The sequence below is a fragment of the Streptomyces sp. NPDC032822 genome (genome assembly GCF_055578825.1).
The window spans coordinates 331366-358236 of record NZ_JBVIOL010000006.1; the positions used below are offsets into that span (position 1 = coordinate 331366).

Sequence of the window (26871 nt, forward strand, 5' to 3'; positions counted from 1 at the left end):
ACCTTCCCCCCTCCGGAGGACCCCCCCCATGAGCCGTGCCGGCCGCACCAGAAGCCACCGCAGCAAGAAGAAGCGCGTCACCCTCGCCCTCGCCCCGCTGGCCGCCCTCGCGGTGGCCGTTCCGCTGATGAACCAGGCGGGTGCCGCGACGCCCTCGGAAGTGAGCGCCGACTGCGCGGCGGACTCCGACCGACTGGCGAACTGCGAGTTCGTCGACGTCCAGTTCAAGGCGGACAGCCTCGGTCCCAACCAGCGGGTCTCCACGGTGACCGACAACTGCGGGTCGACGGGCACCGCCTCGAAGACGTTCAACGTGAGTACGTCGGTGACCCGGACCATCCAGCTGGAGGACGGATTCACCGTCGCGGCCGACACGAAACTCGGGAGTTCCTTCTTCGAGATCGGCATCAAGTTCAATTCGACGGAATTCAACATCACCCGCGACGACACCGCGACCGGGCTGGCGTTCAGCCGCACGGACACCGTGCAGAGCGACAGCATCGCCTTCTTCATGTGGTCCGCCAAGCGCACCGACGTCAGTGGATTCCTGAAGGCCACGTACAAGGAGGAGCAGGACGGCCAGAAGGTGTTCTTCTCGCCGAGCGAGGGCGCCGCGACCGTGCACGTCTTCTATCCGCAGATCCTGAAGAACGGAACGCCGGACGGCCGGCTGTGGCTGCGCAACGTGAAATGCGGGACTCCGGAGGCGAACGGAATCCTGAACTCGGGGAACAGCCTGCGGGCGGAACCCGGATTCGGTGAGGGCGGCGGCAATGTGACCGACGTGGAAATCCCGGCGGGCGAGATCCCGGCGTCCTGACGCCGCCCCCGTAAGGGAACCGGCTCCATGAGGGAGCCGATCCGTTCTCAGGTGCGAAGCACGGGCGTGGCTCCCAGCCAGCGCAGGACCGCGTCCGTGCCGCCCCGGGCGTCCAGCTTGGCGTAGATGTTGCTGAGGTTGTTGCGGACGGTCTTCTCGCTCAGCCGCAGCCGCAGCCCGATCTCCTGGGCGCCCAGGCCGGTCGACAGCAGCTCCATGATCTGCTGTTCGCGCGGGGAGAGCAGGGCCCGCAGCCGCTCCATGGCGTCGCCGGCCGTGGGCATCCGCCGGGCCCCCTCGCGCAGGGCCGCACACGCGCTCGGCGAGAGGTAGGTGTGCCCGACGGTGGCCGCCATGACGGCCGAGGACAGCATGTGGCCGCAGTAGTCGCCCTCGACGAGATAGCCCGCCCCGCCCCGGAACACCTCGATCACCGTGTCGACGTCCCGGCGGGGGCTGACGACGATCACCGGGACGTTCCGGGTGCCGAGGGCCTCCAGGAACTCCGGGAAGGACACCGAGGGGTCCGGGCAGCACAGCACGAAGACGTCCGCCGCGCACTCCCGCAGCCCGCGGTACGGCGGGGGGACCCGCAGCACCCGGTCCACGTACGGATCGTCCGGGGCCGGCCAGTCGTCGTGCGGCCAGCCGCCCTCGGCGCAGGCCAGGGCGACGGAGAGTTGTTCGGAGGATCGCACTGCACGGGTCCTTCCGCCGGAGCCGTCTCGTCCGTACGTCCGTACATACGCGACCCGGCGTGGACATGTTCAAAGATTCAAGGAGAGAAACCCCGGCTGTCTGACAGGTTGGGCGACCGCCCGCGCGACGGCTGCCCTACGACCGTCCCCCTACGACTCCCGCAACAGCGGCCCCACCTCGGTGCCGAACGCGGCCATCTGGTCGGTGAGTTCGCTCCGGCTCCGGCTGCGGAAGCGGACCTGGATCTGGTCGACGCCCATCGCGCGGTAGGCGCGCAGGGACTCCGCGAGGCTCTCGGGCGGGCCGGTGAGGACCCTGCGGCCGACATCCCAGGCGGGGCTGCCGACGTACAGCGGCTCGGCGATGGCGCCGACGACGAACGCCCCCTGGACGGAGTGCTGTTCGCGGATCTCGCGGATCCTGGCGATCTGCGCGGGCAGCCGCTCACGCGGATCGCCCTGCGGCAGCCAGCCGTCGCCCTTGAGCGCGGCCCGGCGGACGGCGGCGGGCGAGGAGCCTCCGACCCAGAGGGGCACGCGGGGCTGGGCCGGCCGGGGGCGCTGGCCGAGGTCCTGGAAGTCGTAGAACTTGCCGTGGTGTTCGGGGAACTCCTCGGGCCCGAGGGCCTCACGCAGGGCGTCGACGGACTCGTCGAGTACGGACCCGCGTTGCCGGAAGTCGACGCCGAGCACCTCGAACTCCTCCTGCACATGCCCGGCGCCGACCCCGAGCAGCAGCCGCCCGCCGCTCAGGTGGTCGAGGGTGGCGTACTGCTTGGCGGTGAGGAGCGGGTGCCGCAGGCCGACGACAGCGACGTGGCTGAGCAACTGTACCCGCTCGGTCGCGGCGGCCAGGAAGGCGAGGGTGGCCACCGGGTCGTACCAGACCGTGCTCATCGCGTCCGCGAGGCGGCGCGGGATGGCCACGTGGTCGCAGCAGGCGATGTACGCGAACCCGGCCCGGTCGGCGGTCCGGGCGATCTCGACGAGGTCGTCCGGCCCGGCGGCGGCCTCCCACGGCTCGGCGTAGATCGTGGACTGGGACTGGACCGGGAGCTGGATGCCGTAGGCGAGGGTCACCGCGCGCTCCACAGGCCGTCCGGGGTGAGCCCCAGCAGGTCGATGGCGTTGCCCCGCACGATCCGTTCCACCACGTCCGGGGCGAGGTGGCCCATCTGGGCCTCGCCGACCTCGCGGGACTTGGGCCAGGTCGAGTCGGAGTGGGGGTAGTCGGTTTCGTACAGGACGTTGCCGACGCCGATGGAGTCGAGGTTCCTGAGCCCGAAGGCGTCGTCGAAGAAGCAGCCGTAGACGTGCTCGGTGAAGAGTTCGGACGGCGGGCGGTGGACCTTGTCGGCGACTCCGCCCCAGCCGCGGTTCTCCTCCCACACCACGTCGGCGCGCTCCAGGATGTAGGGGATCCAGCCGATCTGGCCCTCCGCGTACATCACCTTCAGGTTCGGGAAGCGTTCGAACTTGCCGCTCATCAGCCAGTCGACCATCGAGAAGCAGCAGTTGGCGAAGGTGATGGTGGAGCCGACGGCGGGCGGGGCGTCCTCGGACGTGGACGGCATCCGGCTGCTGGAGCCGATGTGCATGGAGACGACCGTGCCGGTCTCGTCGCAGGCGGCGAGGAAGGGGTCCCAGTAGTCGGTGTGCACGGAGGGCAGTCCGAGGTGCGGGGGTATCTCGGAGAAGGCGACCGCACGGACCCCGCGGGCCGCGTTGCGCCGGACCTCCGCCGCGGCCGATTCGGCGTCCCACAACGGGATGAGGGTGAGCGGGATGAGCCTGCCCCGGGCCTGCGGCCCGCACCACTCCTCCACCATCCAGTCGTTGTAGGCCCGCACGCAGAGCAGGGCCAGTTCGCGGTCCTTGGCCTCGGTGAAGGTCTGGCCGCAGAAGCGCGGGAAGGTCGGGAAGCAGACGGCGGACTGGACGTGGTTGACGTCCATGTCGGCGAGGCGCTGCGGGACGTCGTAGGAGCCCGGCCGCATCTGCTCGTAGGTGATGACCTCCAGTTTGATCTCGTCCCTGCTGTAGCCGACGGCGGTGTCGAGGCGGGTGAGGGGGCGGTGCAGATCCTCGTAGACCCACCAGTCGCCGATGGGGCCGTCGTCGCCGGGCCGGCCCATCACGGGCTTGAACCGGCCGCCCAGGAAGGTCATTTCGCGCAGGGGGGCGCGGACGGTGCGGGGCCCGATGTCGAGGTACTTCTTCGGGAGCCGGTCCTGCCAGACGGTCGGGGGCTCCACCGTGTGGTCGTCGACGGAGATGATCAGGGGAAGCGGGGTCTGGGTGTCCATGCCGCTGACGGTAGCGCCGATCTGACGATCCGTCAGCTATGCGGAAGCCGGACCGATGGAGACTTCCCCGTGCCCGGCAGGTGGGGAGAGAGCGTGAGGGGCTTGTGACATCCCGCGCGTCCATCTGTGATCGCGCTCTCCACAGCTGACGCATCTGCCATGAACAAGGCAAACTGGCGGGGTTGCTCAGGACTTCTAGGGGGACGACGGCCATGGACGGTGTACCGCGCGTGCCGGAGGTACCGCGTGTGCCGGAGCAGAGGCGTCCCGGCTCCGTGGCGAAGGCCGCGGTGACGACGGTGACGACGGTGACGGCCGAAGCGGTGGTGACGGTGGAGGCCGCCCTGCTGCGCTTCGGCGTGCTCGGGCCCGTGCGCGCCTGGCGCGGCGGGGAACCGCTGAACACCGGCTCACCCCAGCAACGCGCCCTGCTGGCCGCCCTGTTGCTGCGCGAGGGCCGTACCGCGACCGCGGCGGAGCTGATCGACGCCCTGTGGGGCGAGGAACCGCCCTCGCAGGCACTGGCGGCGGTACGGACGTACGCCTCGCGGCTGCGGAAGATACTGGACCCCGGCGTCCTGGTCAGCGAGTCCGGCGGATACGCGGTCCGGGGGCTGCCCGACGGCGCCCTGGACCTGTCGGTCGCCCAGGACCTGGCGACCGAGGCGGAGAAGGCGAAGAACTCCGGGGACCTGTGCCACGCACGGGAGGTGCTGGGGCGGGCGCTGGCCCTGTGGGACGGCGAGGTACTGGCCGGGGTGCCCGGCCCGTACGCGGAGGCCCAGCGGGTCAGGCTGGAGGAGTGGCGACTCCAACTGCAGGAGACCCGCCTCGACATGGACCTGGAACAGGGCTGCCACGCGGAGGCGGTGTCCGAGCTGACCGCCCTCACCGCCGCGCACCCCCTGCGCGAGCGCCTGCGCGAACTGCTGATGCTGGCCCTGTACCGCAGTGGCCGCCAGGCGGAGGCCCTCGCCGTGTACACCGACACGCGCCGGCTCCTCGCCGACGAACTGGGCGTGGACCCGCGCCCCGGCCTGCGCGAACTCCAACAGCGCATCCTCCAGGCCGACCCGGGCCTCGCGGAGCCCTCGGCGTCGAAGGCGGAGCCCGCGTCCGTCTCCGTCCGCCCGGCCCAACTCCCCGCGACCGTCCCGGACTTCACCGGGCGCTCGGCCTTCGTGACGGAACTCGGCGAGGTGCTGGCCTCCGCCGAGGGCCGTGTCATGGCGGTCTCGGCGCTGGCCGGCATCGGCGGCGTCGGCAAGACCACGCTCGCCGTGCACGTCGCCCACCAGGCCCGCCGCTCCTTCCCCGACGGCCAGTTGTACGCCGACCTCCAGGGCGCCGGATCACGGGCCGCGGACCCGGAGACCGTCCTCGGCTCCTTCCTGCGGGCCCTCGGCACCTCCGACTCCGCCGTCCCGGACTCCCTGGAGGAACGCGCGGCGCTGTTCCGCTCGGTCCTGGACGGCCGCCGCGTGCTGGTGCTGCTCGACAACGCGCGGGACGCCGCCCAGGTACGGCCCCTGCTGCCGGGCACCGAGGGCTGCGCGGCCCTGATCACCTCCCGGGTCCGGATGGTCGACCTGGCCGGGGCCCACCTGGTCGACCTGGACGTGATGTCCCCGGACGAGGCCCTGTCCCTGTTCACGAAGATCGTCGGCACCGAGCGGGTCGGCTCCGAACGGCAGGCCGCCCTCGACGTGGTGGCGGCCTGCGGCTTCCTCCCGCTGGCGATCCGCATCGCGGCCTCCCGGCTCGCGGCCCGCCGCACCTGGACCGTCTCCGTCCTCGCCGCGAAGCTGGCCGACGAACGGCGCCGGCTGGACGAACTGCAGGCCGGCGACCTCGCCGTGAAGGCCACCTTCGAGCTGGGATACGGCCAGTTGGAGCCCGCCCAGGCCCGCGCGTTCCGGCTCCTGGGCCTGGCCGACGGCCCGGACCTCTCGCTGGCCGCCGCCGCGGCCGTACTGGACCTGCCGGTGGAGGAGACCGAGGACCTCCTCGAATCCCTCGTCGACACCTCCCTGCTGGAATCGGCGGCCCCCGGCCGCTACCGCTACCACGACCTGGTCCGGCTCTACGCGCGTGCGTGCGCCGAACGCGACGAACAGCCGCCCTCCGAACGGGAGGCGGCGATGTCCCGGCTGCTGGACTTCTACCTGGCGACGGCCGCCGGGGTGTACGCCATCGAGCGGCCGGGCGACCGCCTGGTGGACCACATCGCCGCGACCTCCCACGCCGGGCTCGTCTTCGAGGACCAGGACTCGGCCCTGGACTGGCTGTTCACCGAGGCCGAATGCCTGCTGTCCTGCGTCCGCCAGTCGCTGCGCGCCCCCACCCTCCGCCGCGCGGCCAGTCTGCTGCTGTCGGCGAAGGACCTCTCCGAGTCCGGCGCCAGCTCCCTCTCCTACGAACGGGCCGCCGCGGCCCTGTGCCACGCCGCCCGCGAACTCGGCGACGCCCGGGTCGAGGCCCAGGCCCGCACCACACTGGCTCAAGTCCACGTGTACGCAGGACGGTTCGACGAGGCCGGCGCCGAAGCCAGCACCGCCATGTCCCTCAGCTCCGCCGAGGAGCCCTGGTCGCACTGCAACGCGCCTCTGGAACGCGGCGTCATCGCCTTCTACCGCAACCAGCTCGAAGACGCCGAGAACTACCTGCGCATCGCCCTGGACAACTTCCGCACGGACGCGAACGCGCCCGGTGAGGCCAGCGCCCTGTGCAACCTGTCCCGGGTCCGTCTCGCCCTCGGCAAGACCGACTCCGCGATCTCCCTCGTCGAGCAGGGCATCGCGATCTACGACGGTCTCGGCTCGGCCCTGCGACTGGCCAACGGCCGGTACGCCCTCGGCCTCGCCCTGAGCGCCGCCGACCGTTACGAGGAGGCGCTCGCCCACCTCACCTCCGCCCTCACGGGGTTCCGGGAGAACCGGCAGCCGCTGTGGGAGGGCGTGACGCACTTCCGCATGGCCGAGGTGCACCTCGCGGCCGACCGCGCCACGCTCGCCGCCGCCCACGCCGAGCAGGCCATCGCGCTGCGCGGCATCGGCGGCGAGTGGCGCCGGGGCACCGTCCTGACCGTGCTGGGCAAGGCGCTGCTCAGGCTCGGCCAGGACGGCCGCGCACAGGCCTGCTGGCGCGAGGCCCTGAGCATCTACGAGACGCTGGGCTCGGCGGAGGCGGCGGAGGTCCGCGGGTTGCTGGGCAGCCCGGTGGCGGCCTGACCGAAGCGGCCGATCTCCCAGGTGGGAGGCCGGGTGGGGGCGTTCATCGTTCGTTTATCGCGAGGCGTCACTCTCTTGGTTACCAACCCGTCGCGTCGGGGGGCAGGCGGCTTGGCAGGTGGTCGTACGGATACGGTCTACGGCCACAGGACGCCCGTCCGGCAACCCTCGGGGGAGTTGCCGGACGGGCGGTCTCGTGAAGCGACGAATGCCGAAGAGAGGGATCACGACATGAGCGACAAGATCAAGACCGAGGACACCCACATCTCCGGCGGGAAAGAGGGCGAGGTCAAGCCCGAGGACACCCACATCTCCAGCGAGGAAGCCGAGCTGGACGACGTCAAGCCGCTCGACACCCACATCTCCGGCGGCACCTACAACCCGCTGGACACTCACATCTCCGACGAGAAGGCCTGAGCCTCGGTCCCACGGGGGGACACGGGGGTCGGGGGAAGCACGGGGGATCCGGGGATCGGGGGAACCGGGGATCGGGGGAACCGGGGGAAACACGGGGAACCCAGGGGGAATTCGGGGGACCCATGGGGGAGATCGGCCGCGGTGGCGCGGAGGGGGAGCCGCCGCGGCCGACGCGTGTCACCCCACCCCCTACCGCCGCAACTCCCCCTTCACCACCTTCCCGCTCGCGTTCCGCGGCAGCTCCCCCACGAACTCCACCGCCCTCGGCACCTTGTAGTTGGCCATCTCGCGCCGTGCCCAGGCGATCAGGTCGTCCCCCGTGAGACTCACCCCCGGCCGACGTACGACGTACGCCTTGCCGACCTCGCCCAGCCGCGGGTCCGGGACGCCGATGACCGCCACGTCGGCCACATCGGGGTGCAGGCCGAGGAGTTGCTCGATCTCCGCCGGGTAGGCGTTGAAGCCGCCGACGATGAACATGTCCTTCAGCCGGTCGGTGATACGGAGATTGCCGTCGGCGTCCAGGACGCCGACGTCTCCCGTGCGCAGCCAGCCGTCCGGGTCGAGGACCTCCGCGGTGGCGGACGTGTCCTCGTAGTAGCCCCGCATGACGTTGAAGCCGCGGACCAGCACCTCGCCGGGGACGCCGGGCTCCACGGGTGTGCCGCCCGCGTCCACCACCCGCAGCTCCGTCCCGGGTATCGCCCGGCCCGACGTGGACGCGATCACCGACGGGGCGTCGCCGCGCCGGCACATCGTGACGATGCCGCTCGCCTCCGAGAGGCCGTACGCCGTCAGGACCGTGTCGACGCCCAGTTCTCCGCGTAGGCGCTCGACGAGCCGCAGCGGCACCACGGCCGCGCCGGTCACCACCAGGCGCAGGGCGGACAGGTCGTGGGCGTCGCGCGCCGGGTGGTCCAGGAGCGACTGGTGCAGGGTCGGCGGGCCGGGGAGGACCGAGACGCGTTCCGCGGCGATGTTCGCGAGGACCGTGCCGACGTCGAAGACCGGCTGGGGGATCATCGTGGCGCCCCGCATCAGGCACGCGATGACGCCCGCCTTGTAGCCGAAGGTGTGGAAGAACGGGTTCACGATGAGGTAGCGGTCGCCCTGTCGCAGGCCCGCCAGGTCGCTCCACACCTCGTATGCCCGCAGGGTCTGCGCGTGGGTGATCACCGCGCCCTTGGGGCGGCCCGTCGTCCCGGACGTGTAGACGAGGTCGGAGGGCATCTCCGGGAGCACCGCCGCCGCCCGGGACCGCACCTCGCCCTCCCCCACGCCGTCCCCGCTCGCCAGGAACTCCTTCCAGGTGCGGAAGTCGGCCGGTGCGTCGTCCGAGAGGACCACCACCTGTTCCAGCGCGGGCAGCCCCGGCAGCGGGCCGGTGCCGGTCCCCTCCCCCGCCGCGCGCCGCAGCGAGGCCACGTACGAGGTGCCGAGGAAGGTGCCCGTCACGAAGAGCAGCCGGGCCCGGCTGCGGGCCAGCACGTCCGCCACCTCGGCGCCCTTGAAGCGGGTGTTGAGGGGCACGAGCACCGCGCCCGTGGAGACCGCGCCCAGCGCGGAGACGATCCAGTCCAGGGAGTTGGGCGCCCAGATCGCGACCCGGTCGCCCGCCTCCACCCCGGTCGCGACACAGGCCGCCGCGGCGCGTTCCACGCGGGCGCCGAGCTCGGCGTACGAGATCCGGTGCCGGCCGTCCACCACCGCCTCGACGTCCGCGTACCGTTCGGCCGCCGACCTCACCAGCCCCGGAATGCTGCCCCACTCCACGTCTTCGCGCATCACAGCCCCCAAACGCATAGCTGACTGACCGTCAGATTAGCTGTAGCCTGACGCCCTGTCAGCAGCCCCGGGATCACGCGGAGGTGCACAGCGCATGGCCGGACTCAAGGACGCCACCGCCATCGTCGGCATCGGACAGACACCCTTCGCCAAACACCTCCCCGACGACGAACGGACCCTGGCCTGCAGGGCCGTGCTCGCCGCCCTGGACGACGCGGGCATCGCGCCCGGCGAGGTCGACGCCCTCGCCTCCTACACGATGGAGGAGACCGACGAGGTGGAGCTCGCCAAGGCGGTGGGCTTCGGCGACCTCACCTTCTTCAGCAAGGTCGGCTTCGGGGGCGGCGGTTCGTGCGCCACGATCGCCCATCTCGCCGCCGCCATCACGAGCGGCCAGGCCACCGTCGGGGTCGCGTGGCGGTCCCGCAAACGCGGCTCGGGACCCCGCCCCTGGCGGAACACGAGCGTCCAACTCCCCACGCCCGCCCAGTGGACGCGCCCCTTCGGCCTGCTCCGCCCCGCCGACGAGATCGCGATGCTCGCGCGCCGCCACATGCACGAGTACGGCACCACCCGGGACCACCTGTTCAACGTCGCCCTGGCGTGCCGCAACCGGGCCAACCAGAACCCCGCCGCGATCATGTACGACCGTCCCCTCACCCGCGAGATGTACATGACCTCCCGCTGGATCAGCGAACCGCTCTGCCTCTTCGACAACTGCCTGGAGACGGACGGGGCGTTGGCCTGTGTGGTCGTCAGCGCCGAGCGGGCCCGGGACTGCCGGCACCGGCCCGTCCACGTCCACTCGGCCGCCCAGGGACTGCCCGCCCAGCACCACGGCATGGTCAACTACTGGAACGACGACCCCCTCACCGGCCCCGCCTGGACCGCCGCCCGGCACCTGTGGAAACACGCCGACTTCACCCCCGAGGACGTCGACGTGGCCCAGATCTACGACGCCTTCACGCCCCTGGTCCCGCTCTCCCTGGAGGGCTACGGCTTCTGCGGCCGCGGCGAGGGCGGCGCCTTCACCGAGGGCGGTGCCCTGGAGATCGGCGGACGGCTGCCCCTGAACACCGGCGGCGGCGGGCTCTCCGAGGCGTACGTGCACGGCTTCAACCTCATCAACGAGGGCGTGAAGCAACTGCGCGGCACCAGCACCGCGCAGGTCCCCGGCGCCACCACCTGCCTGGTCACCGCCGGCGAGGGCGTCCCCACTTCGGCGCTGCTGCTCAGGAGTTGATCACCATGCTCACCCCCGTCACCGACCCCGACGGCGCCCCCTTCTGGCAGTACGCCGCCCAGGGCGAACTGCGCGTGCAGGCCTGCGCGGACTGCGGCGAACCCCGCTTCCCGCCCCGCCCCTGCTGCCCGCACTGCCAGTCCTTCACGAGCACCTGGCAGGCCATGTCCGGGCTGGGCCGGATCTGGTCGTACGTCGTCCCGCACCCACCCCTGCTGCCGGAGTACGCGGCACTGGCCCCGTACAACGTCGTCGTCGTGGAGCTGGCGGAGGCACCCCGCATCCGGCTGGTCGGCAACCTGGTGAGCGAGCCCGGCGCGGCGCTCGACTCCGTCGATCCGCACGGCATCCGCATCGGCGCCCGGGTGCGCTTCACCCACGACGGGGCGACCGGGCTCCCGCAGTGGATCCTGGAGCGGCCGTGAGTGTGCGCGCCGACAAGGACAAGGAGACCGGCGTCGCCGTCGTCACCCTCGACCGGCCCGACCGGCTCAACGCGATCGACCTCGCCATGGCCGGGGAACTCCGGGACGTATGGCGGGAGTTGAGGTTCGACGACGCCGTGCGGGCCGTCGTGCTCACCGGGGCCGGGGAGCGGGCGTTCTGCACGGGCATCGACCGGGACGCCGTCGTGCCGCAGCCGACCTCGCCGTACATGCAGGACGATCCGCTGCTCACGGTCGGCCCGAAGGCGAACGACCTGTGGAAGCCGGTCGTGGCCGCCGTGTCCGGGATGGCCTGCGGGGGCGCCTTCTACCTGCTCGGCGAGTCGGAGTTCGTGATCGCGGACACCACCGCCACCTTCTTCGATCCGCACACCACGTACGGGATGGTCAGTGCGTACGAGGCGGTCCTCATGGCCCAGCTGATGCCGCACGGGGAGGCCGCCCGGACGGCCCTCATGGGGACGGCCGAGCGGATGTCGGCGCGGCGGGCCCACGAGGTCGGGTTCGTCTCCGAACTCACCGAACCGGGCGGGGCGTTGGCAGTGGCAACCGATTCCGCCGCGATCATCGCGGGGTATCCCACCGAGGCCGTCCAGGGGACGGTACGCGCCCTGTGGGCCGCGAGGGAGGCATCCCTCGCCCAGGGGTACGCGCAGGCACCGCACCTGGTGGCGCTCGGGAACCTGCCGGGCGAGCGGCAGGGCGAACTGTTCCGGACCCGACAGCGCGAGTTCAGATTGCGGTAGCAATTAGATGCGTCATGCAGATATATACTCGTGGGCATGGTTGAGCACCGCATGATCGACGTGAACGGCATCCGACTGCACATCGCGGAGGAGGGCGAGGGACCGCTGGTCGTGCTGCTGCACGGCTTCCCCGAGTCCTGGCACTCCTGGCGCCACCAGTTCGGTCCGCTGGCCGCCGCCGGATTCCGGGTGGTCGCACCCGACCAGCGCGGATACGGCGCCAGCGATCACCCCGAGGACGTGGACGCGTACAGCATCCTGCACCTCGTCGGGGACGTCGTCGGTCTGATCCACGCGCTGGGCGAGGAGCGGGCCTTCGTCGTGGGCCACGACTGGGGCGCGCCGGTGGCCTGGCACACCGCGCTGCTGCGGCCTGACGTGGTGCGCGGCGTGGCGGGGCTGAGCGTGCCACCGCCGTTCCGGGGCGAGCGACCGCCGCTGGAGGTCATGCGGGAGCGGTTCGAGGGGCACTTCTACTGGAACTACTTCAACCAGCCGGGGGCCGCCGACGCCGAGTTCGGCAAGGACCCCCGCTCGGCGCTGCGCAGGCTGCTGTACGGCGCCTCGGGCGACGGCGCGGGCCAGGGGCGCTACGAGCAGGCACTGGTGACCGACCTGGAGAAGGGCTGGCTCGCGGACATGCCGGAGCCCGAGGCGCTGGCCGACTGGCTCACCGAGCAGGACCTCGACGAGCTGGCCGAGAGCTTCGCGAAGGGCTTCACCGGCGCCCTCAACTGGTACCGCAACCTCGACCGCAACTGGGAGCTGACCGCCGCCTGGCACGGCGCGGTCGTCAGCCCGCCCGCGCTGTACGTGTACGGCGACCGCGACCTGGTCCCGGCCTTCCCCGGCACCCCGGAACTCATCGCGCAGCTCCCGCGGTTGATGCCCAACCTGGTCCGCGAGCCCCTCGTCCTGCCGGGCTGCGGCCACTGGACCCAGCAGGAGCGGCCGAACGAGGTGAACGCGGCGCTGATCGAGTTCCTCACGGAGCTGCGGGGCTGAGCCGGGCTGAAGGGCGTGCGGGCTCACGTGCCTGAGGCCCGCGAGGCCGAAACGACGGGCCGGACCTGACGGCCCGGCCCTCCTGCCGACCTCAACCCTCGACCTCGGTCTCGGCCCTCGACCTCGGCCCTCGCTCTCAGCCCCGGTTCTCGGCCTCCGGATCCGCCTCGCAGTGGTCGACGGAGGCGATGAGCCGCTTCTCGACCTCCACCCGGGCGGTCGCCCTGCCCTTGGCCGGCACCGTCACGATGCGGGAGGAGTCCGTGAGGACCTGGCCGCCGTCGGCGTCGTAGAAGGTCACCCGGGCCTGGAACCCGGCCTTGCGCTTGTTCGGGTTGGTGATCTCGACCGTCGCGTAGGGCGTCGCCTCGGTCGCGCAGCTGATCAGCTTGACGGTCCCGTCCTGCGTCGTCGTGGCACGGCCGGTACTGGAGGAACTCCCGCTGCCGTAGTTGCCGTTGCCGTAGTTGCCGTTGCGATAGCCACCGCTGCCACTGCTGCTGTTGCTGCTGCTGTCGTGCCGCTGGCTGGAGCTGCTGCAGCCCCCGCCCCCTCCGCCGCTCTTGCTCTTGCCCCTGCTCTTGTGTCCGGAAGAGAACCCGGTGAGCGACAGCACCACCACTACCGCCATGACCGTGAACTTGAGTGTGCGTCCCCGTAGTTGCATGTGATCACTCTATGCAACGTCCGGCGCGCGGTCTTGCGGGCTCAGGAAGTCCGCGCGGTCCCCGTCCCCTTCTCCGCGTCCAGCGCGTACACGCAGCGGTCCTTGCTGCACGCGTACACGACGCCGTCCTTGACGACCGGGGAGCCGGTGATCTCGCCGCCGGTGGCGAGTTTCCAGCGGAGGCGGCCGTCGTCGGCCTTCAGGGTGTAGAGGAGGCGGTCGGTGGAGCCGAAGTGGATGCGGCCCTCGGCGACGGCGGGGGCGCCGACGATGTCGCCGCCGGCCTGGAAGCGCCATTTGGGGGTGCCGGTGACCGCGTCGAGGGTGTAGAGGCCCTTGCCGCTGCCGACGTGGACGTGGCCGCCGGCCACCAGGACCGGGTCGCCGGAGGAGCGGGCCTCGGTGGCGATGCGCCAGCGGTCGCGGCCGTCGGCGGCGTCGAGGGCGTAGACCGTGCCGAGGTAGTCGGCGAGGTAGACGCCGCCGCCGGTGACGGCGGGGCCCGGCACGAAGGTGGGCGGGCAGAGGAAGACGGCCGGGGCCTCGAAGTGCCAGCGGACGAGGCCGCTGACCACGTCGAGCGCGAGGACCCGGGTGCCCGCGGACACGTAGACGTAGCCGTCGTGGGCGTGGGCCACCCGGACCGGTACACCGCCGCAGGAGGCCGAGTCGCCGATGGGGTACGACCAGCGTTCGTCGCCGGTGCGGGCGTCCAGGGCGCGCAGGCGGGCGTCGTGCCAGAGGTAGACCGTGCCGTCGTGCAGGGCCGGGCCCGCCTCCGGGGACTCGAAGTCGGTCTGGCAGCCGGTGAGCTCCCACAGCTTCTGGCCGCCGGAGGCCTCCCAGGCCTGGACGCCGCCGCCGCGGGTCCCGGTGATCACGGTGCCCCGGTCGGCCTTGAGGGAGTACACCCAGGCGTCCGTGGACAGCCGCCACAGGTCGCCGCCCTCGCGGGCGTCCAGGGCGAACAGGGTGGGCCCGTCGGAGGCGTGGATACGGCCGTCCGCGACCGCCATCGACCAGGCCACGTCCCGCGTCTTGAAGCGCCGCCGGCCGGTGGCCACGTCCAGGGCGTGGACCTCGAAGGAGGTGACGTAGACGAGGTCGCCGGCGACCGAGGGGGTGCCCCAGACATCGTTCGACATACGGAAACGCCAGGGGCGCCAGCCGGCCGCGGTGTCCGGGAGTACGGACGGCGCGGCCGGTACGGCGGGGCCCACGGCGGGTTCTGTGCCGTTGACGCCGGGGCGGGGCTTGGACCAGGAGGCGACCAGGCCGGTCTCCGGCGGGGGTGCCTTGACGGCGGCGGCGCGGGCGTCGACGACGCGCGGGCCGGGTCCGATGGGCACCTGGGCGCCGGCGAGGCGCACGGGGCCGGTGTCGGGGGCGCCGACGGAGACGGGCGACGGAGCGGGCCCCGGGAACACCGGGTCGCGGGACGGCGGCGGCGGGACCGCCGCGGGACGGCCGCCACTGCTGCGTCCGCCGCTCTGCGCGGGTTTCGGCGCCCGGCCGCCGCGGCGGGTCTCGATGAGGCCCACCGCGCGCTCGGGCAGCCACGCCGACGCCGTACCGCTGTCGTCGGAGCCGGAGCCGTAGAGGTGGGGGGCCAGCTGGGACTGGAGGTCGGCCGGGTTGGGGCGGGCCGTGGCCTCCATCTGCATACAGGACTCGATGAGGGGGCGCAGCTCGTCCGGGAGGCCTTCGAGGTCCGGGCCCTCGCGCAGCAGCATGAAGACGGTCTCGACGGGGTTGGCGCCGTGGAAGGGCGGGTGGCCGGTGGCGGCGAAGACCAGCATGGAGCCGAGCGAGAAGACGTCGCTGGCGCCGGTGACGCTGCGGGAGTCCTTGGCCTGCTCGGGCGACATGTAGGCGGGGGTGCCGACGGCGACGTTCGTCATCGTCAAACGTGTGTTCGAGACCCCGGACGCGATGCCGAAGTCGATGACCCGGGGACCGTCCTCGACCACCAGGACGTTCGACGGTTTCAGGTCCCGGTGCACCAGCCCGGCGCCGTGGATCGACTGCAGCGCCTCCGCGACCCCCGCCGCCAGCCAGCGCACGGCCTGGGCCGGCATCGGCCCGCACTCGTTCACCATTTCTTCCAGCGAGGGCGCGGGCACGTACGCGGTGGCCAGCCAGGGCACGGCCGCCCGCGGGTCGGCGTCGACCACGGCGGCCGTGTAGAAGCCGGAGACCGCCCGGGCCGCCTCCACCTCACGGGTGAAACGGACGCGGAAGAGCTGGTCCTCGGCGAGCTCCGTACGGACCGTCTTGATCGCCACGCGCCGCCCGGAAGCCGAGCGCGCGAGATAGACCAGCCCCATGCCGCCGGCACCCAGCCGTCCCAGCACCTCGAACGGCCCGATGCGCCGCGGATCGTGCTGCGTCAGCTGATCCACCACTTGCCTGCCACCTCCCCGTACGAGCCACGCCATTCCACATATGTACGCGACCCCGTGCAGCGTCTCACCACCGCACCGCCATGGCGGCACGCACCCCGATTCTTCCTGGCCGGGGCGCTGGTTGCGAACCCGGAAACAAATGGGGTGTCTCACATCAAAGCAGCATCGAACCGGGGTTCCCTACCGCTCCAGCAGGGCGAACGACGCCCCCTGATTGTCGGTGACCACGACCACCCGCCCGTACGACGTCTCAAAAGGCGGCGCCTGGACGCGCCCGCCGAGCCGGTGCACCGTCCCGAGAGCGGCCTGGCAGTCCGCGACCGCGAAGTGGACGAGGAAGTGGGGCGGCATCTCGGTGGGGAAGACGTCGGAGACGGGGGCGCGGCCGAAGTCGGGCCGGGCACCGGGCCCGAAGAGGGCCTCGTGGAAGAGCCCGCCGTAGAAGGTGTTGGCGGTCTCGGTGTCCCGGGTGTACAGCTCGGCCCAGGCGAAGCTGCCCGGCTCGTGCCGCCGGCCGAACCCGGTGTGGGTGCCCGGTTCCCAGAGGCCGAAGACGGCCCCCTCGGGGTCGGTGACCAGGGCCGCCGTGCCCAGGTCGCCGACCGGCTGGGGCGCGGTGAAGACCTGCCCGCCGGCCGCCCAGATCCGGTCGGCGAGGCCCTCGACGTCCGGGGTGGCGAAGTACACCGTCCAGACGGTGGGCAGCCGGCCGTCCGTCTTGCGGGCGAGCGCGGCGACCGGCTCGCCGTCCCGCAGGGCCCGCACGGACCCCCCGTACGACTCCTCGAACGTCCACCCGAAGAGCTCACCGTAGAACCGCTTGCCCGCCTCGACGTCGGGGAGCTGCGCGTCCACCCAGCAGGGGACGCCCTCTCCGTAGACGTCCTCTCCGTACCCGGATGCCCTGTTTTCGGCCATGTCGCCAAAGTAACGGCGTCCGGCGCACCCCGCAGACCAGGCACACCCGCCTCTTCTCGCCCCCGCACCCCATTTGCAGTCGGCCGAATCGCGCTCCGATCACCCCTCGGTAAGCTGACGGCATGACAGGACAAGTGCGTACCGTCGACGGCCGCGTGGCGGGTCGGCGTGGGCAGGCGACCCGGCAGAAGCTGCTCGACTGCCTCAGCGAGATGCTCAGCTCCTCCCCTTACCGGGACGTCAAAGTCATCGATGTCGCCCGGAAGGCGGGGACTTCACCCGCGACCTTCTACCAGTACTTCCCGGACGTCGAAGGCGCCGTCCTGGAGATCGCGGAGCAAATGGCCGCCGAGGGCGCCGCGTTGACCCAGCTCCTTGAGGGGAGATCGTGGGTCGGCAAGGCCGGCTGGCAGACCGCGCAGGAACTCGTGGACGGCTTCCTTGAGTTCTGGCGCCGCAACGACGCGATCCTCAGGGTCGTCGACCTCGGGGCCGCCGAGGGCGACAAGCGGTTCTACAAACTCCGTATGAAGATCCTCAACTCGGTGAACAACTCCCTCTCGGACGCGGTCGCCGAACTGCAGGCCAAGGGCCGGGTCGACAAGGACGTCAACCCCGCGGCCGTGGCGGGTTCGCTCGTCGCGATGCTCGCGGCGGTCGCCTCGCACCAGAAGGGCTTCCAGACCTGGGGTGTGAAGCAGGCCGAACTGAAGCCGAACGTCGCGCTGTTGGTGCACCTGGGTGTGACCGGCAAGAAGCCGACCAAGTGATCCGGTAGACCGGAGTTCCCCCGTCCTGTCACGCGGGCGGCAGTCCACCCGGGTGGACTGCCGCCCGCCGCGCTCCGCGGGGCGCCTCCGAGCGCGCCCCGGTCACCTCCGGACGATCCTGAAGAGCCGGATCTCCCGCTCCACCCGCGCCTGATAGGTCGCGTACGGCGGCCAGAAGGCCAGCGCCGCCTGCCAGACGGCCGCGCGCTCCTCCCCGGCCAGCAACCGGGCCGTGACGGGGATGTCCTCGCCCTTCCAGCTGACCGTGGCGTCGGGGTGGGCGAGGAGGTTGGCGGTCCAGGCGGGGTGCCCGGTGCGGCCGAAGTTGGAGCCGATGAGGACCCAGCCGCGCCCGCCCTCCTCCGGCATGCAGGCGAGCGGCGTTCGCCGGGGCAGCCCGCTCCGCGCCCCGGTCGCGGTGAGGACCACCCCCGGCAGCATGTGCGCGCTGAGCAGGACCCTGCCGCGGGTCAGCCGGTGCACGGCCCGGTCGAGCGCCGGGATCACATGCGGCGCGACCTTGGCGAAGCCCCGCGTGGACGACACCTTCTGGACGACCCGTTCACCGATCACACCGCCACCCCCGCACTCTTCGGACTCTCCGCGCCCTTCGTGCCCTTCGCACTCCCCGGCCGCTCGAACAGGTGCGCCGTGTCGGCGGCGTGCGCCCGCAGCCGGTGGACCGGCCCGAACAGCAGCTCGTCCCCGGTGGCGCGCTTGAAGTACAGATGGGCCTCGTGCTCCCAGGTGAAGCCGATGCCGCCGTGCAGCTGGATGCCCTCGGCGGCGGCGGACCGCAGCGCTTCCAGCGCCTGCGCGAGGGCGAGGGCGCCGACGCGCTCGCCCGCGTGACCTCCCTGCGCGGCGGCCCAGGCCGCGTAGTACGCCGCCGAGCGGGCCGCCTGCACCTGGACGTACACATCGGCCAGCCGGTGCTTCACCGCCTGGAAGGACCCGATCGCCCGCCCGAACTGCTCGCGCCGGCGCACGTACTCGACGGTCAGCCCCAACGCCTGGTCGGCGGCCCCGACGGCCTCGCCCGCGAGGACGGCGGCGGCGGTGTCGCCGACCGCGGCGAGCGCGGCGAGTACGTCCGCCTCCTCGTCCCCCAGCAACTCGGCTTCCACGTCCCGCAGCTGGACGCGCGCCTGAGGCCGGGTCGCGTCGAGGGCGGTCTGCCGAGTCCGCACCAGCCCGACGCCACCCCCGCCGCCCCCGCCGCCCCCACCGTCCCCTTTCACCAGGAAGAGCAGCGTCCGGGAGCGGGCGAACCCGCCCGCGTGGGCGGCGACCAGCAGCAGCCGTGCGCTGTGCCCGTCGAGCACCTGGTCGGCCTGTCCGTACAGGCGCCAGCCGTCCCCCACCCGCCGGGCCTGCACGCCCCCGGCCCTGCCGCCGCCCGCCCAGTCGCCGGCGTTGTCGCCCGTGAGGGCGAGGGCGGCGGCGAGGTGGGTGCCGGGGACGACGAGGGCGGCGGTGAGCGTGCCGGCGGCGATCCGCGGAAGCAGCTCGGCACGCTGCGCCTCCGTACCGAGGGCCAGCAGCAGCGGGGCCGCGAGGACGGCGGTGGCGAACAGGGGCGAGGGGACGAGGAAACGGCCCGTCTCCTCGCAGGCGAGGGCGAGTTCGGTGACCGAGCAGCCGACCCCGCCGTAGGTCTCGGGCAGGGCGAGTCCGGGCAGCCCGAGATGTGCGGCGAGGTCGGTCCACAGCGCGGGGTCGTGTCCGGCCGGGGTGTCGACGGCGGCCCGCAGTGCGGCGGGCTCGCAGCGCTCCCGCAACAGGTCGCGGAGGGTACGGCGGATCTCGTCCTGCTCGGCGGTGAAGCCGGCGTCCATGGGTCCTCCCCGGAGCGGCCGTCCGTATCTGACGGTCCGTCATGTTAGGCCGGGGGAACCGGGATGCCCACCCCCACGACACCTGCCACGGGGAGCCTTATCTGATGTACCGTCAGATTCATGAGGACGGGCTCCCGGAAAGTCGCGATCGTCGGCGTCTCCCTCTCCGACTGTGGCCGCGTGGACGACGCGACGCCGTACACCCTGCACGCCCAGGCGGCCCGCCGCGCCCTCGCCGACGCGGGCCTCGGCAAAGAGGTGATCGACGGCTTCGCGTCGGCCGGCACGGGCGTCCTCGCACCCGTCGAGGTCGCCGAGTACCTGGGCCTGCGCCCCACCTGGGTCGACTCCACCTCGGTCGGCGGCTCCACCTGGGAGGTCATGGCGGCCCACGCGGCCGACGCGATCGCCGCCGGTCACGCCAACGCGGTCCTGCTGGTGTACGGCTCGACGGCCCGCGCGGACATCAAGGCGGGCCGGCGAACCGGAAACCTCTCGTTCGGCGCCCGCGGACCCCTGCAGTTCGAAGTCCCCTACGGCCACACCCTGATCGCCAAGTACGCGATGGCGGCCCGCCGCCACATGCTCGAACACGGCACGACCATCGAGCAGTTGGCGGACGTGGCGGTCCAGGCCCGGGCCAACGCCGCCCTGAACCCCGAGGCGATGTTCCGCACCCCGATCACGGTCGACGACGTCCTCTCCGGCCCGATGATCGCGGACCCCTTCACCAAGCTCCACTGCTGTCTGCGGTCCGACGGCGGGGCGGCGGTGCTGCTCGCCGCCGAGGAGTACGTACCCGACTGCCGTACCGCACCCGTGTGGATCCTCGGCACCGGCGAACACGTCTCGCACTCCGCGATGTCCGAATGGCCCGACTTCACGGTGTCCCCGGCGGCGGTGAGCGGACGCCTGGCCTTCGAGCGGGCGGGGGTGCGGCCCCAGGACGTGGACTTCGCGGAGATCTACGACGCCTTCACCTACATGACCCTGGTGACCCTGGAGGACCTCGGCTTCTGCGGGAAGGGCGAGGGCGGGGCGTTCGTGGAGAAGGGACGGCTCAGGGTCGAGGGCGGGGAACTCCCGGTCAACACGGACGGGGGCGGGCTGTCGGCCCAGCACCCCGGGATGCGGGGGCTGTTCCTGCTGGTGGAGGCGGTGCGCCAGCTGCGGGGGGAAGGCGGCGACCGTCAAGTGCGACGGCCGGACGGGCGGCTGCCGGAGGTGGGGGTCGCGTCGGGGACCGGCGGGTGGTTCTGCTCGTCGGGGACGGTGGTGCTGGGGCGGGAGCGGCCGTAGGGGGCCGGGGCGAACGCGTGACAGGGCTGCGATCATCATGGGGACGGTGAAGGCGGAAGGGCGTGGCCGAGGGGGCGGGATGATTTCCGAGCCGGAGATGGCGGCGGAGACCGGTGCAGCCGGCACGGTCGGCGCGGTCGGCGCGGTCGAATCCGGCGACGTGATCGGCGACCTCGACCGAGAGCCTCGCGGGGAACGCCGGTCGCGAAGGCCGTGGCTGTGGGCGCTGGGCGGGGCGACCGTGGCGTCGGCCCTCTGGGCGGCGGCACTGCTCCCGTCCGGATGGGGCGACACAGCGCCGGACCTGCACGGATACCGGCTGGACCAGAGCCCGTGCCCCTCGGTGCGGCTGAGGTCGATCGGCGCGGAGATCGCACCGCGCGAGCCCACCTCCGCCGCCGATTCGAGCCTGCTGCACGATGCCGCCCTCGACCGGGTCCGGTGCGTTGTTCCGCTGCGCTCCCAGGACGCGGCGGTGCGGTCCGGGAGCGGCTGGATCGTCGGCCACACCGTCGACATCACGGTGGAACTGCACAAGAAGACCGACCCCGCCGCCGAGTTCGAGGCGCTGCGACGGGTGACCGAGGGCGGCGTCCTCACGGAGGAGCAGGTCGAGACGGTCCCGAACCTCGGCGACACGGCGTATCTGCTGACCCTGGACGACGACAGCGAGGAGCTGCGGGTACGGGACGGCGGAGCGGTCTTCTCACTCGGCCTGTCCGTCTTCACGAGCTATCAGAGCGACAGCCAGGGCGAGGGCGCGGTCGACGACAAGGGGATCGACGACCAGCCGGACCTGCACGATCTGTCCCCCTACCGGTCGGCCATGATCAGCGACATGCGTGACCTGATGGCGAGCCTCAAGCACTGAGCCCGGCACCGGGAACAGAGGGCCCACCGGCGGGTGTTGGGGCGTACAGGACGATGACGCCCGAGCCGCCGGAGGAAACCGAATGGCCCTGACCCGCGAAGAGCGTGCACAGTTCCTGGCCGAGCCGCATATCGCCGCGCTCGCGGTCGACGCGGGGGCGGGGCGTGCTCCACTGACCGTGCCGATCTGGTACCAGTACGAGTCCGACGGCACCGTGTGGATCATGACGGGGCTGGAAACCCGTAAGAACGAACTGATCCAGGCCGCGGGCCGGTTCAGCCTGATGGTCGACCGGCTGGAGCCCACCATCCGGTACGTGTCCGTCGAAGGGCCGGTCCTCGACACCGCACCCGCCACCGTCGAGCAGCTCCGCGAGATCTCCGCGCGCTACCTCCCGGCCGACAAGGTGGACGGCTATGTGGACGCGGCGTGGAAGGAGCACGGCGAGCAGGTCGTGATCCGGATGCGGCCCGAGCGCTGGCTGTCGTCGGACCTGGGCGCGGTCTGAGACACCGGTACGGCGGGCGCGCGTGACAATCGGGGTATGAGTAAGACCGATCTGCACGAGCTGCTGAGGTCGCTGCGGGTGTGGGACCCGGAGGTCACCTCGCTGGCGCCCTTCGACCCGGCCGCCGCCCCCGCCGCCCCCCTCCCCCTGTTCACCACGTGGTTCGCGGAGGCCGTCGCGGCCGGCCAGGCCGAGCCGCACACCCCGTCCCTCGCGACGTCGGACGCGGAGGGCCGGCCGGACGTACGGACCGTGATGCTGCACGGCGCCGACGCGGACGGCTGGTCCTTCGCGACCCACGCGACCAGCCGGAAGGGCACCCAGCTCGCCGCCCGCCCGTATGCCGCCCTCGGCTTCTACTGGCCGGTCCTGGGCCGCCAGGTCCGCGTCCGGGGCCCGGTCACGGCCGCCCCCGCGCAGGAAGGCCAGGCAGACCTCCACGCCCGCTCCACCGGAGCTCTGGCCGCCGCGCTCACCGGCCGCCAGAGCCAAGTCCTCGCCTCCCTCACCGAGTTGGCCGACGTCTCGCGGTCCGCCTGGGAGCGGGCGCAACACGCGCCGGACACCCCCGTCCCGTCCTGGACGCTGTACCGCCTCCAGCCGGAGGAGGTGGAGTTCTTCCAGGGGGATGCGCGACGCCAGCATGTACGGCTGCTCTACCGGCGGGCGGAGGACGACTGGAGCAGGAAACTGCTGTGGCCGTAACAGACGCAGCCGGCCGCCAGAGTGCCTCCACCCCCCTCCATCCCCTACGTCGGCTCCGGGTCCGTGGCCAGCCGTGCGTGCAGGTGGACGTCCCGGAAGGCGTCCTTGCGGCCCGACTCGAACATCGCGCCCCGGAGCGTGCCTTCGGGGCGGAACCCGCAGTGCTCGGCGACCCGGCAGGACGCCTCGTGGCCGAGGGCGTGGCCGAGTTCCAGGCGGAAGAGGCCGAGGTCGGTGAAGGCCCAGTGGGCGGTGAGGGCGAGGGCCCGGGTGGCGACACGGCGGCCTCGGGCCTCGGGCAGGACCCAGTAGCCGACGCGGCCGAGGCGCAGATCGCGGTCGATGGCGTTGACGCCGATGTGCCCCAGCGCCGCACCGGTGTCGGCGTCCGTCACGCAGTACGCCACCGACAGCCCCTCCGCCTGCTGCACGGCCCTGGAGCGCAGGGACTCGCGGGCGTCGGCCAGGTCGGTGATCTCCCTCGTCGGGGTGTTCCAGCGCCGGAACTCCGCCTCCGTCGTACCGCGCAGCCAGGCCGCCACGTCGGTCTCGGACCAGGGGTCCCAGGGCCGCAGGCGCAGACCGGGACCGAACAGGTCGGGAAAGGCGCGGCTGGGGCTGTCGTGCCCGTCGCCGTACTGATTGCCGTACTGGTCGTCGACATGGGTCATCGGGCCATTGAAGCGGGTCGGCCCCGCCGGTTGAAGCAGTAAAGCCCCTCGATGCGCCGGAAACCGGACAGCGGCCCCCCTCCCAGCCCCCTGCCTCACCCACCCGCCGCGGAACGCGCCTCGCCCCCGGGCCGGAACACCGGCACCCCCTCCCGGAAGGCGACCTCCAGTTCCATCCCGGCCTTGAGCCGGTCCGCCGGGCACTCGACGACCTCCGTCATCATCCGCGGGCCCTCGGCGAGGTCGACGACGGCGGCGGTGTACGGGGCGCGTGCGGCGAAGGGCGGCAGATCGTTGCGGTGGACGACGGACCAGGTGTAGAGCGTGGCCCGGCCGGCCGCCCGCTCCCAGGTGACGTCCTCGCTCCAGCAGTACGGGCAGAACTCGCGCGGATAATGGTGGGCCCGGCCGCACGCCCCGCAACGCCGGATCAGCAACTCACCCCGCGCGGCGGCCTCCCAGTACGTCCGGGTGAAGGCGTCGGCCTCGGGGAGGTCGTACCGCGCGGTCATTGGAAGAGCCCCAGCGCGCTGTCCAGCGACCAGGTCTGCCCGGCCATCCCGAACAGCGCGACCACGGAGATCAGCGCCATCATCGAGTTCTGCCCCTGCTCGGCCCAGTCGTGGATCATCAGCACGAGGTAGAGCAGGTTGAGCAGCAGCCCGCCGACCAGGGCGACCGGCGTCAGGAACCCGAGAATCAGCCCGAGGCCGAGGGCCAGCTCCGCGTACACGACGACGTACGCCATGGTCTTCGGCCGCGGCGCGACCACCACACCGAACCCGCTGCGCACCGGCGTCCACCGGTGCTTGGCGGCGATGTCCGCGGCCCAAGTGATCCCGCCGCCCTCGAACCAGGTCCGCTTGTCCTTGTGCCGCCAGCTTTCCAGCCACCACAGCCCGAGCCCGATACGCAGCACGGCCAGCCACTCCGCACCGGTGAGCCAGATCGTGTCCATGAACGCTCCCGCCGGGGCCGGCAACATATCTGACGGTACGTCAGTTCAGCGGACGGACGCGGTTCGCGCAAGACGTCGACACCGGGCAATCCCCGAACCACGCACCACGACACCCCGGGGCCGGGCGCCACAACTCCCCGGTCCGCACGCCCCCCGGGACCTCTCACCACGACCCCCTGCGACCGGGCGCCACGACACCCCGGGACTGGGCGCCACAACTCCCCGGCCGAGAGCCGGACATCCTCCGTCTCCGGTTCGCGAGCCGGAGCCGGAGGATGCCCGACTCTCGACCATCGCGAACCTCGCGACCATCGTGAACCTCTCGACCATCGTGAGCCTCGCGAACCTTTGCGATTCCCAAGGAGCCACCCAGGGATTCCTGTGCAACCCCCATGAAACTGTGCGTCCACCATGAATGCCACAGGATTGTTGGCAATTTTGTTGGCGCCGAATTACGTTCACTACCGCAAGGCCGAAACCGGCACCTGCCGCGCAGGAAACGGCACGAGAGAGGCATTCACGGTGAAGCACAGGGCAGTGAAGCGCAGGTCCGTCGTCCTCGGGATCGGGGCGACCGCGGGCGTCGCGGCAGTCGGCGGTATCGCCCTCTCCGCCCAGGCCTCGGACGACACAACCAGCACGACGGCGTCCGCCGGCTCCCTCGTCTTCGACAAGGACGCGTACACCGAGCTGACGAAGACGGTCACCGACACGGACGGCACCGAGCACGCGGTGACGTACCACTTCTGGAAGGCGATCACCTATGTCGCCAAGCCGGTCGACGAGACCTACCAGAGCCTGATCGTCAGCGCCCCCGTCAAGATCGACGGCAAGGCGGTGGACGCCACGAACGCGCCCATCCTGCTCGCGAACTCCGTCGGCGGCTACATGCCCTCCTCCGTGGCGGACGCCACCGAGGTCGGCGGCGGAGGCTCAGCCATGGGTGGCGGCGGCGCCCCCACCGGCGCCACACCCAGCACCTCGCCCTCCACCTCCACCTCCACCGCGAACGCGAACGGCAACACCAACGCCACCGGCGGAGCCACCTCCAGCAACCAACTCCTCGCGCTGGCCGCCGGCTACGTCGTCATCGAGCCCGGCGCCCGCGGCCGTACCCTCAAGAACTCCGCAGGCGAGTACTACGGCACCGCCCCCGCCGCGATCGTCGACCTCAAGGCGGCGGTGCGCTACATCAGGTCCAACAAGGGCCGCATTCCCGGCAACGTCGAGCGGATCGTCTCCGCGGGGACCAGCGCGGGCGGCGCCCTCTCCGCACTCCTCGGCGCCTCCGGTGACAGCGAGATCTACGACAAGCTTCTCAAGGAGATCGGCGCGGCCGACGCCTCCGACGCGATCTTCGCGACCGGCGCCTGGTGCCCGATCACCGACCTGGAGCACGCCGACGGCGCCTACGAGTGGAACTGGGGCGCCAACAAGCTCAGCACCGGCAAGCAGGTCGACCAGACGGTCTCCAAGGCACTGCAGTCGCAGTTCGCCGAGTACCAGGCCGCCCTGAAGCTGAAGGGCCTGAACCGCTTCGGCCCGCTCACCGCCCGCAACTACGACACGTACCTGGTCAAGCAGTACCTGGAGCCGTCGGCCACCAAATACCTCGCCGCCCTGTCGGACTCCGACCGCGCGACCTACCTCGCCGCCAACACCTTCCTCACCTGGTCCGGCGGCAGGGCCGCCTTCACCTGGGCCGACTTCCTCACCCACGTCGGCGCCCGCAAGAAGTCCGTGCCGGCCTTCGACGCCTTCGACCTCTCCGCCGGCGAGAACAACCTGTTCGGCGCCGGCACCACCGAGAGCCGCCACTTCACGGCGTACGGCGCCAAGAACGACTCCACGGGGCTCAGCACCAAGCGGGTCGCGAGCGACCTCCCCGCCAAGCTCGACCTGATGAACCCGATGTACCACCTGGAGCGCAAGAACCCCAGCCGTTCCAAGCACTGGTGGATCCGTCTCGGCACCGAGGACTCCGACACCTCGCTGACGGTCTCGGCCAACCTCGCCGCCGCCGCCAACGGCCTGGGCGACGACGTCAACCACCTCTACTACTGGGACCAGGGCCACGGCGCCAACACCGACCCCGGCGACTTCATCACCTGGATCGCCAAGGTGACCGGCCACAAGAAGAGGTAGCCCAACACAGGGCCCCCGGACCGCGGTCCCGGTTTCCCGTCAGTCACCGGACACCGCAGCCGCGGCGCCGAGCCTCCGCACCACGCGGACTCGGCGCCGCGGCGCTTTCCACGGCCGCAAGGGGACGTGTCGGGGGGTGTTCGCCCGCAGCGGGCGGCGCGGCCAACGCCGGCACCTTCTTGAGAAACAGCTCCGCGCCGTTCCGAGGACGGACACCCCCCGACGCGGCCCCGACCCACACCCCACCCCCGCCACGCTCGCCGCCCCGCCGCCCCGCCGCCCCCGCCGCCCCCGCCACACCCCTCCCGTTCATGTCGCCCGCACAACCGGTCGCCCTACGCCACGCACCCCACCCATTCCGCCTACAGGCGTGATCAATCCGCAACCAATTCCGGTCTTGACCGAGACCCATCAACCCAG

Annotated in this window: 25 protein-coding genes; 13 read left to right on the top strand and 12 right to left on the bottom strand. The window is 71.9% G+C overall.

What is annotated here, in order from left to right; translation table 11 throughout:
- Positions 1 to 28: 28 nt before the first annotated feature.
- The gene (locus tag ACZ5VD_RS19575; protein WP_468682795.1) at positions 29 to 820 is read left to right on the top strand and encodes a hypothetical protein; all 792 of its coding nucleotides are present in this window, start codon (positions 29 to 31) and stop codon (positions 818 to 820) included.
- 47 nt (positions 821 to 867) lie between these two features.
- On the opposite strand, the gene ACZ5VD_RS19580 is transcribed toward ACZ5VD_RS19575, so the two are convergent.
- The 3 genes from ACZ5VD_RS19580 to ACZ5VD_RS19590 all read right to left on the bottom strand — a co-directional run bounded on the left by ACZ5VD_RS19580 (position 868) and on the right by ACZ5VD_RS19590 (position 3824).
- A complete protein-coding gene (locus tag ACZ5VD_RS19580; RefSeq protein ID WP_468549052.1) occupies positions 868 to 1518 on the bottom strand; it encodes a LuxR C-terminal-related transcriptional regulator in 651 nt (216 codons plus the stop codon).
- A gap of 150 nt (positions 1519 to 1668) precedes the next feature.
- Positions 1669 to 2598: a TIGR03619 family F420-dependent LLM class oxidoreductase gene (locus tag ACZ5VD_RS19585; protein ID WP_468549053.1), complete on the bottom strand. Its 930-nt coding sequence runs from the start codon at positions 2596 to 2598 to the stop codon at positions 1669 to 1671.
- A complete protein-coding gene (locus ACZ5VD_RS19590) occupies positions 2595 to 3824 on the bottom strand; it encodes an amidohydrolase family protein (protein ID WP_468549054.1) in 1230 nt (409 codons plus the stop codon). Before ACZ5VD_RS19590 ends, ACZ5VD_RS19585 begins: the two co-directional genes overlap by 4 nt.
- A gap of 212 nt (positions 3825 to 4036) precedes the next feature.
- Between ACZ5VD_RS19590 and afsR the strand changes: the two genes are divergently transcribed.
- A complete protein-coding gene (gene afsR / locus ACZ5VD_RS19595; protein WP_468682796.1) occupies positions 4037 to 7054 on the top strand; it encodes an SARP-family global regulator AfsR in 3018 nt (1005 codons plus the stop codon).
- A gap of 231 nt (positions 7055 to 7285) precedes the next feature.
- The gene (locus ACZ5VD_RS19600; RefSeq protein ID WP_468549056.1) at positions 7286 to 7471 is read left to right on the top strand and encodes a hypothetical protein; all 186 of its coding nucleotides are present in this window, start codon (positions 7286 to 7288) and stop codon (positions 7469 to 7471) included.
- Between the two features lie 189 nt (positions 7472 to 7660).
- Here the strand turns inward: ACZ5VD_RS19600 and ACZ5VD_RS19605 are convergent, their stop codons facing one another.
- Positions 7661 to 9256, bottom strand: a complete 1596-nt coding sequence (locus ACZ5VD_RS19605) for a FadD3 family acyl-CoA ligase (protein ID WP_468549057.1) — start codon at positions 9254 to 9256, stop codon at positions 7661 to 7663.
- A gap of 94 nt (positions 9257 to 9350) precedes the next feature.
- On the opposite strand from ACZ5VD_RS19605, the gene ACZ5VD_RS19610 reads away from it, so the two are divergent.
- Genes ACZ5VD_RS19610 through ACZ5VD_RS19625 form a run of 4 tightly spaced genes read left to right on the top strand, consistent with a single transcriptional unit; the run spans position 9351 to position 12696 of the window.
- Positions 9351 to 10499 (top strand): lipid-transfer protein, encoded by a 1149-nt coding sequence (locus ACZ5VD_RS19610; protein WP_468549058.1) that lies wholly within the window; start codon positions 9351 to 9353, stop codon positions 10497 to 10499.
- Positions 10500 to 10504: 5 nt separating this feature from the next.
- Positions 10505 to 10924: a Zn-ribbon domain-containing OB-fold protein gene (locus ACZ5VD_RS19615; protein ID WP_468549059.1), complete on the top strand. Its 420-nt coding sequence runs from the start codon at positions 10505 to 10507 to the stop codon at positions 10922 to 10924.
- Positions 10921 to 11691, top strand: a complete 771-nt coding sequence (locus ACZ5VD_RS19620) for an enoyl-CoA hydratase/isomerase family protein (protein WP_468549060.1) — start codon at positions 10921 to 10923, stop codon at positions 11689 to 11691. Before ACZ5VD_RS19615 ends, ACZ5VD_RS19620 begins: the two co-directional genes overlap by 4 nt.
- Before the next feature lie 36 nt (positions 11692 to 11727).
- A complete protein-coding gene (locus tag ACZ5VD_RS19625) occupies positions 11728 to 12696 on the top strand; it encodes an alpha/beta fold hydrolase (protein WP_468682797.1) in 969 nt (322 codons plus the stop codon).
- Between the two features lie 136 nt (positions 12697 to 12832).
- On the opposite strand, the gene ACZ5VD_RS19630 is transcribed toward ACZ5VD_RS19625, so the two are convergent.
- From ACZ5VD_RS19630 to kbpA, 3 genes are all read right to left on the bottom strand, one after another.
- Positions 12833 to 13363 carry a hypothetical protein gene (locus ACZ5VD_RS19630; protein WP_468549062.1) on the bottom strand — a complete coding sequence of 177 codons (531 nt, stop codon included), beginning with the start codon at positions 13361 to 13363 and terminating at the stop codon, positions 12833 to 12835.
- A 41-nt stretch (positions 13364 to 13404) separates the two neighbouring features.
- Complete coding sequence (gene afsK, locus ACZ5VD_RS19635; RefSeq protein WP_468549063.1) at positions 13405 to 15768, bottom strand: protein serine/threonine kinase AfsK; 2364 nt, start codon at positions 15766 to 15768, stop codon at positions 13405 to 13407.
- A 180-nt stretch (positions 15769 to 15948) separates the two neighbouring features.
- Positions 15949 to 16686 (bottom strand): AfsK-binding protein KbpA, encoded by a 738-nt coding sequence (kbpA, locus tag ACZ5VD_RS19640; RefSeq protein WP_468549064.1) that lies wholly within the window; start codon positions 16684 to 16686, stop codon positions 15949 to 15951.
- A 134-nt stretch (positions 16687 to 16820) separates the two neighbouring features.
- Here kbpA and ACZ5VD_RS19645 point away from each other — a divergent pair, with 134 nt between their 5' ends.
- Positions 16821 to 17456: a TetR family transcriptional regulator gene (locus ACZ5VD_RS19645; protein ID WP_468549218.1), complete on the top strand. Its 636-nt coding sequence runs from the start codon at positions 16821 to 16823 to the stop codon at positions 17454 to 17456.
- 102 nt (positions 17457 to 17558) lie between these two features.
- Here ACZ5VD_RS19645 and ACZ5VD_RS19650 read toward each other — a convergent pair whose 3' ends face one another.
- Together ACZ5VD_RS19650 and ACZ5VD_RS19655 are read right to left on the bottom strand one after the other, a co-directional pair.
- On the bottom strand, positions 17559 to 18029 hold the full coding sequence (locus ACZ5VD_RS19650) for a nitroreductase family deazaflavin-dependent oxidoreductase (RefSeq protein ID WP_468549065.1): 471 nt from the start codon (positions 18027 to 18029) through the stop codon (positions 17559 to 17561).
- Entirely contained in the window at positions 18026 to 19294 is a 1269-nt protein-coding gene (locus tag ACZ5VD_RS19655) for an acyl-CoA dehydrogenase family protein (protein WP_468682798.1), read from the bottom strand. Before ACZ5VD_RS19655 ends, ACZ5VD_RS19650 begins: the two co-directional genes overlap by 4 nt.
- Positions 19295 to 19414: 120 nt before the next feature.
- On the opposite strand from ACZ5VD_RS19655, the gene ACZ5VD_RS19660 reads away from it, so the two are divergent.
- The 4 genes from ACZ5VD_RS19660 to ACZ5VD_RS19675 all read left to right on the top strand — a co-directional run bounded on the left by ACZ5VD_RS19660 (position 19415) and on the right by ACZ5VD_RS19675 (position 22677).
- Positions 19415 to 20593 carry a thiolase C-terminal domain-containing protein gene (locus ACZ5VD_RS19660; RefSeq protein ID WP_468682799.1) on the top strand — a complete coding sequence of 393 codons (1179 nt, stop codon included), beginning with the start codon at positions 19415 to 19417 and terminating at the stop codon, positions 20591 to 20593.
- Positions 20594 to 20672: 79 nt separating this feature from the next.
- Positions 20673 to 21464: a hypothetical protein gene (locus ACZ5VD_RS19665; protein ID WP_468682800.1), complete on the top strand. Its 792-nt coding sequence runs from the start codon at positions 20673 to 20675 to the stop codon at positions 21462 to 21464.
- 82 nt (positions 21465 to 21546) lie between these two features.
- On the top strand, positions 21547 to 21972 hold the full coding sequence (locus ACZ5VD_RS19670) for a pyridoxamine 5'-phosphate oxidase family protein (RefSeq protein ID WP_468682801.1): 426 nt from the start codon (positions 21547 to 21549) through the stop codon (positions 21970 to 21972).
- 36 nt (positions 21973 to 22008) lie between these two features.
- Positions 22009 to 22677: a pyridoxine/pyridoxamine 5'-phosphate oxidase gene (locus tag ACZ5VD_RS19675; RefSeq protein ID WP_468682802.1), complete on the top strand. Its 669-nt coding sequence runs from the start codon at positions 22009 to 22011 to the stop codon at positions 22675 to 22677.
- Positions 22678 to 22721: 44 nt separating this feature from the next.
- Here the strand turns inward: ACZ5VD_RS19675 and ACZ5VD_RS19680 are convergent, their stop codons facing one another.
- From ACZ5VD_RS19680 to ACZ5VD_RS19690, 3 genes are all read right to left on the bottom strand, one after another.
- On the bottom strand, positions 22722 to 23348 hold the full coding sequence (locus ACZ5VD_RS19680; protein ID WP_468549071.1) for a GNAT family N-acetyltransferase: 627 nt from the start codon (positions 23346 to 23348) through the stop codon (positions 22722 to 22724).
- Positions 23349 to 23443: 95 nt separating this feature from the next.
- Positions 23444 to 23860, bottom strand: coding sequence for a Zn-ribbon domain-containing OB-fold protein (locus tag ACZ5VD_RS19685; RefSeq protein ID WP_468682803.1), 417 nt, complete (start codon positions 23858 to 23860; stop codon positions 23444 to 23446).
- Entirely contained in the window at positions 23857 to 24306 is a 450-nt protein-coding gene (locus ACZ5VD_RS19690) for a DoxX family protein (RefSeq protein ID WP_468549073.1), read from the bottom strand. The genes ACZ5VD_RS19685 and ACZ5VD_RS19690 overlap by 4 nt, the downstream gene beginning before the upstream one ends.
- A 522-nt stretch (positions 24307 to 24828) precedes the next feature.
- Between ACZ5VD_RS19690 and ACZ5VD_RS19695 the strand changes: the two genes are divergently transcribed.
- Positions 24829 to 26451: a subtype B tannase gene (locus ACZ5VD_RS19695; protein WP_468682804.1), complete on the top strand. Its 1623-nt coding sequence runs from the start codon at positions 24829 to 24831 to the stop codon at positions 26449 to 26451.
- Positions 26452 to 26871 lie beyond the last annotated feature (420 nt).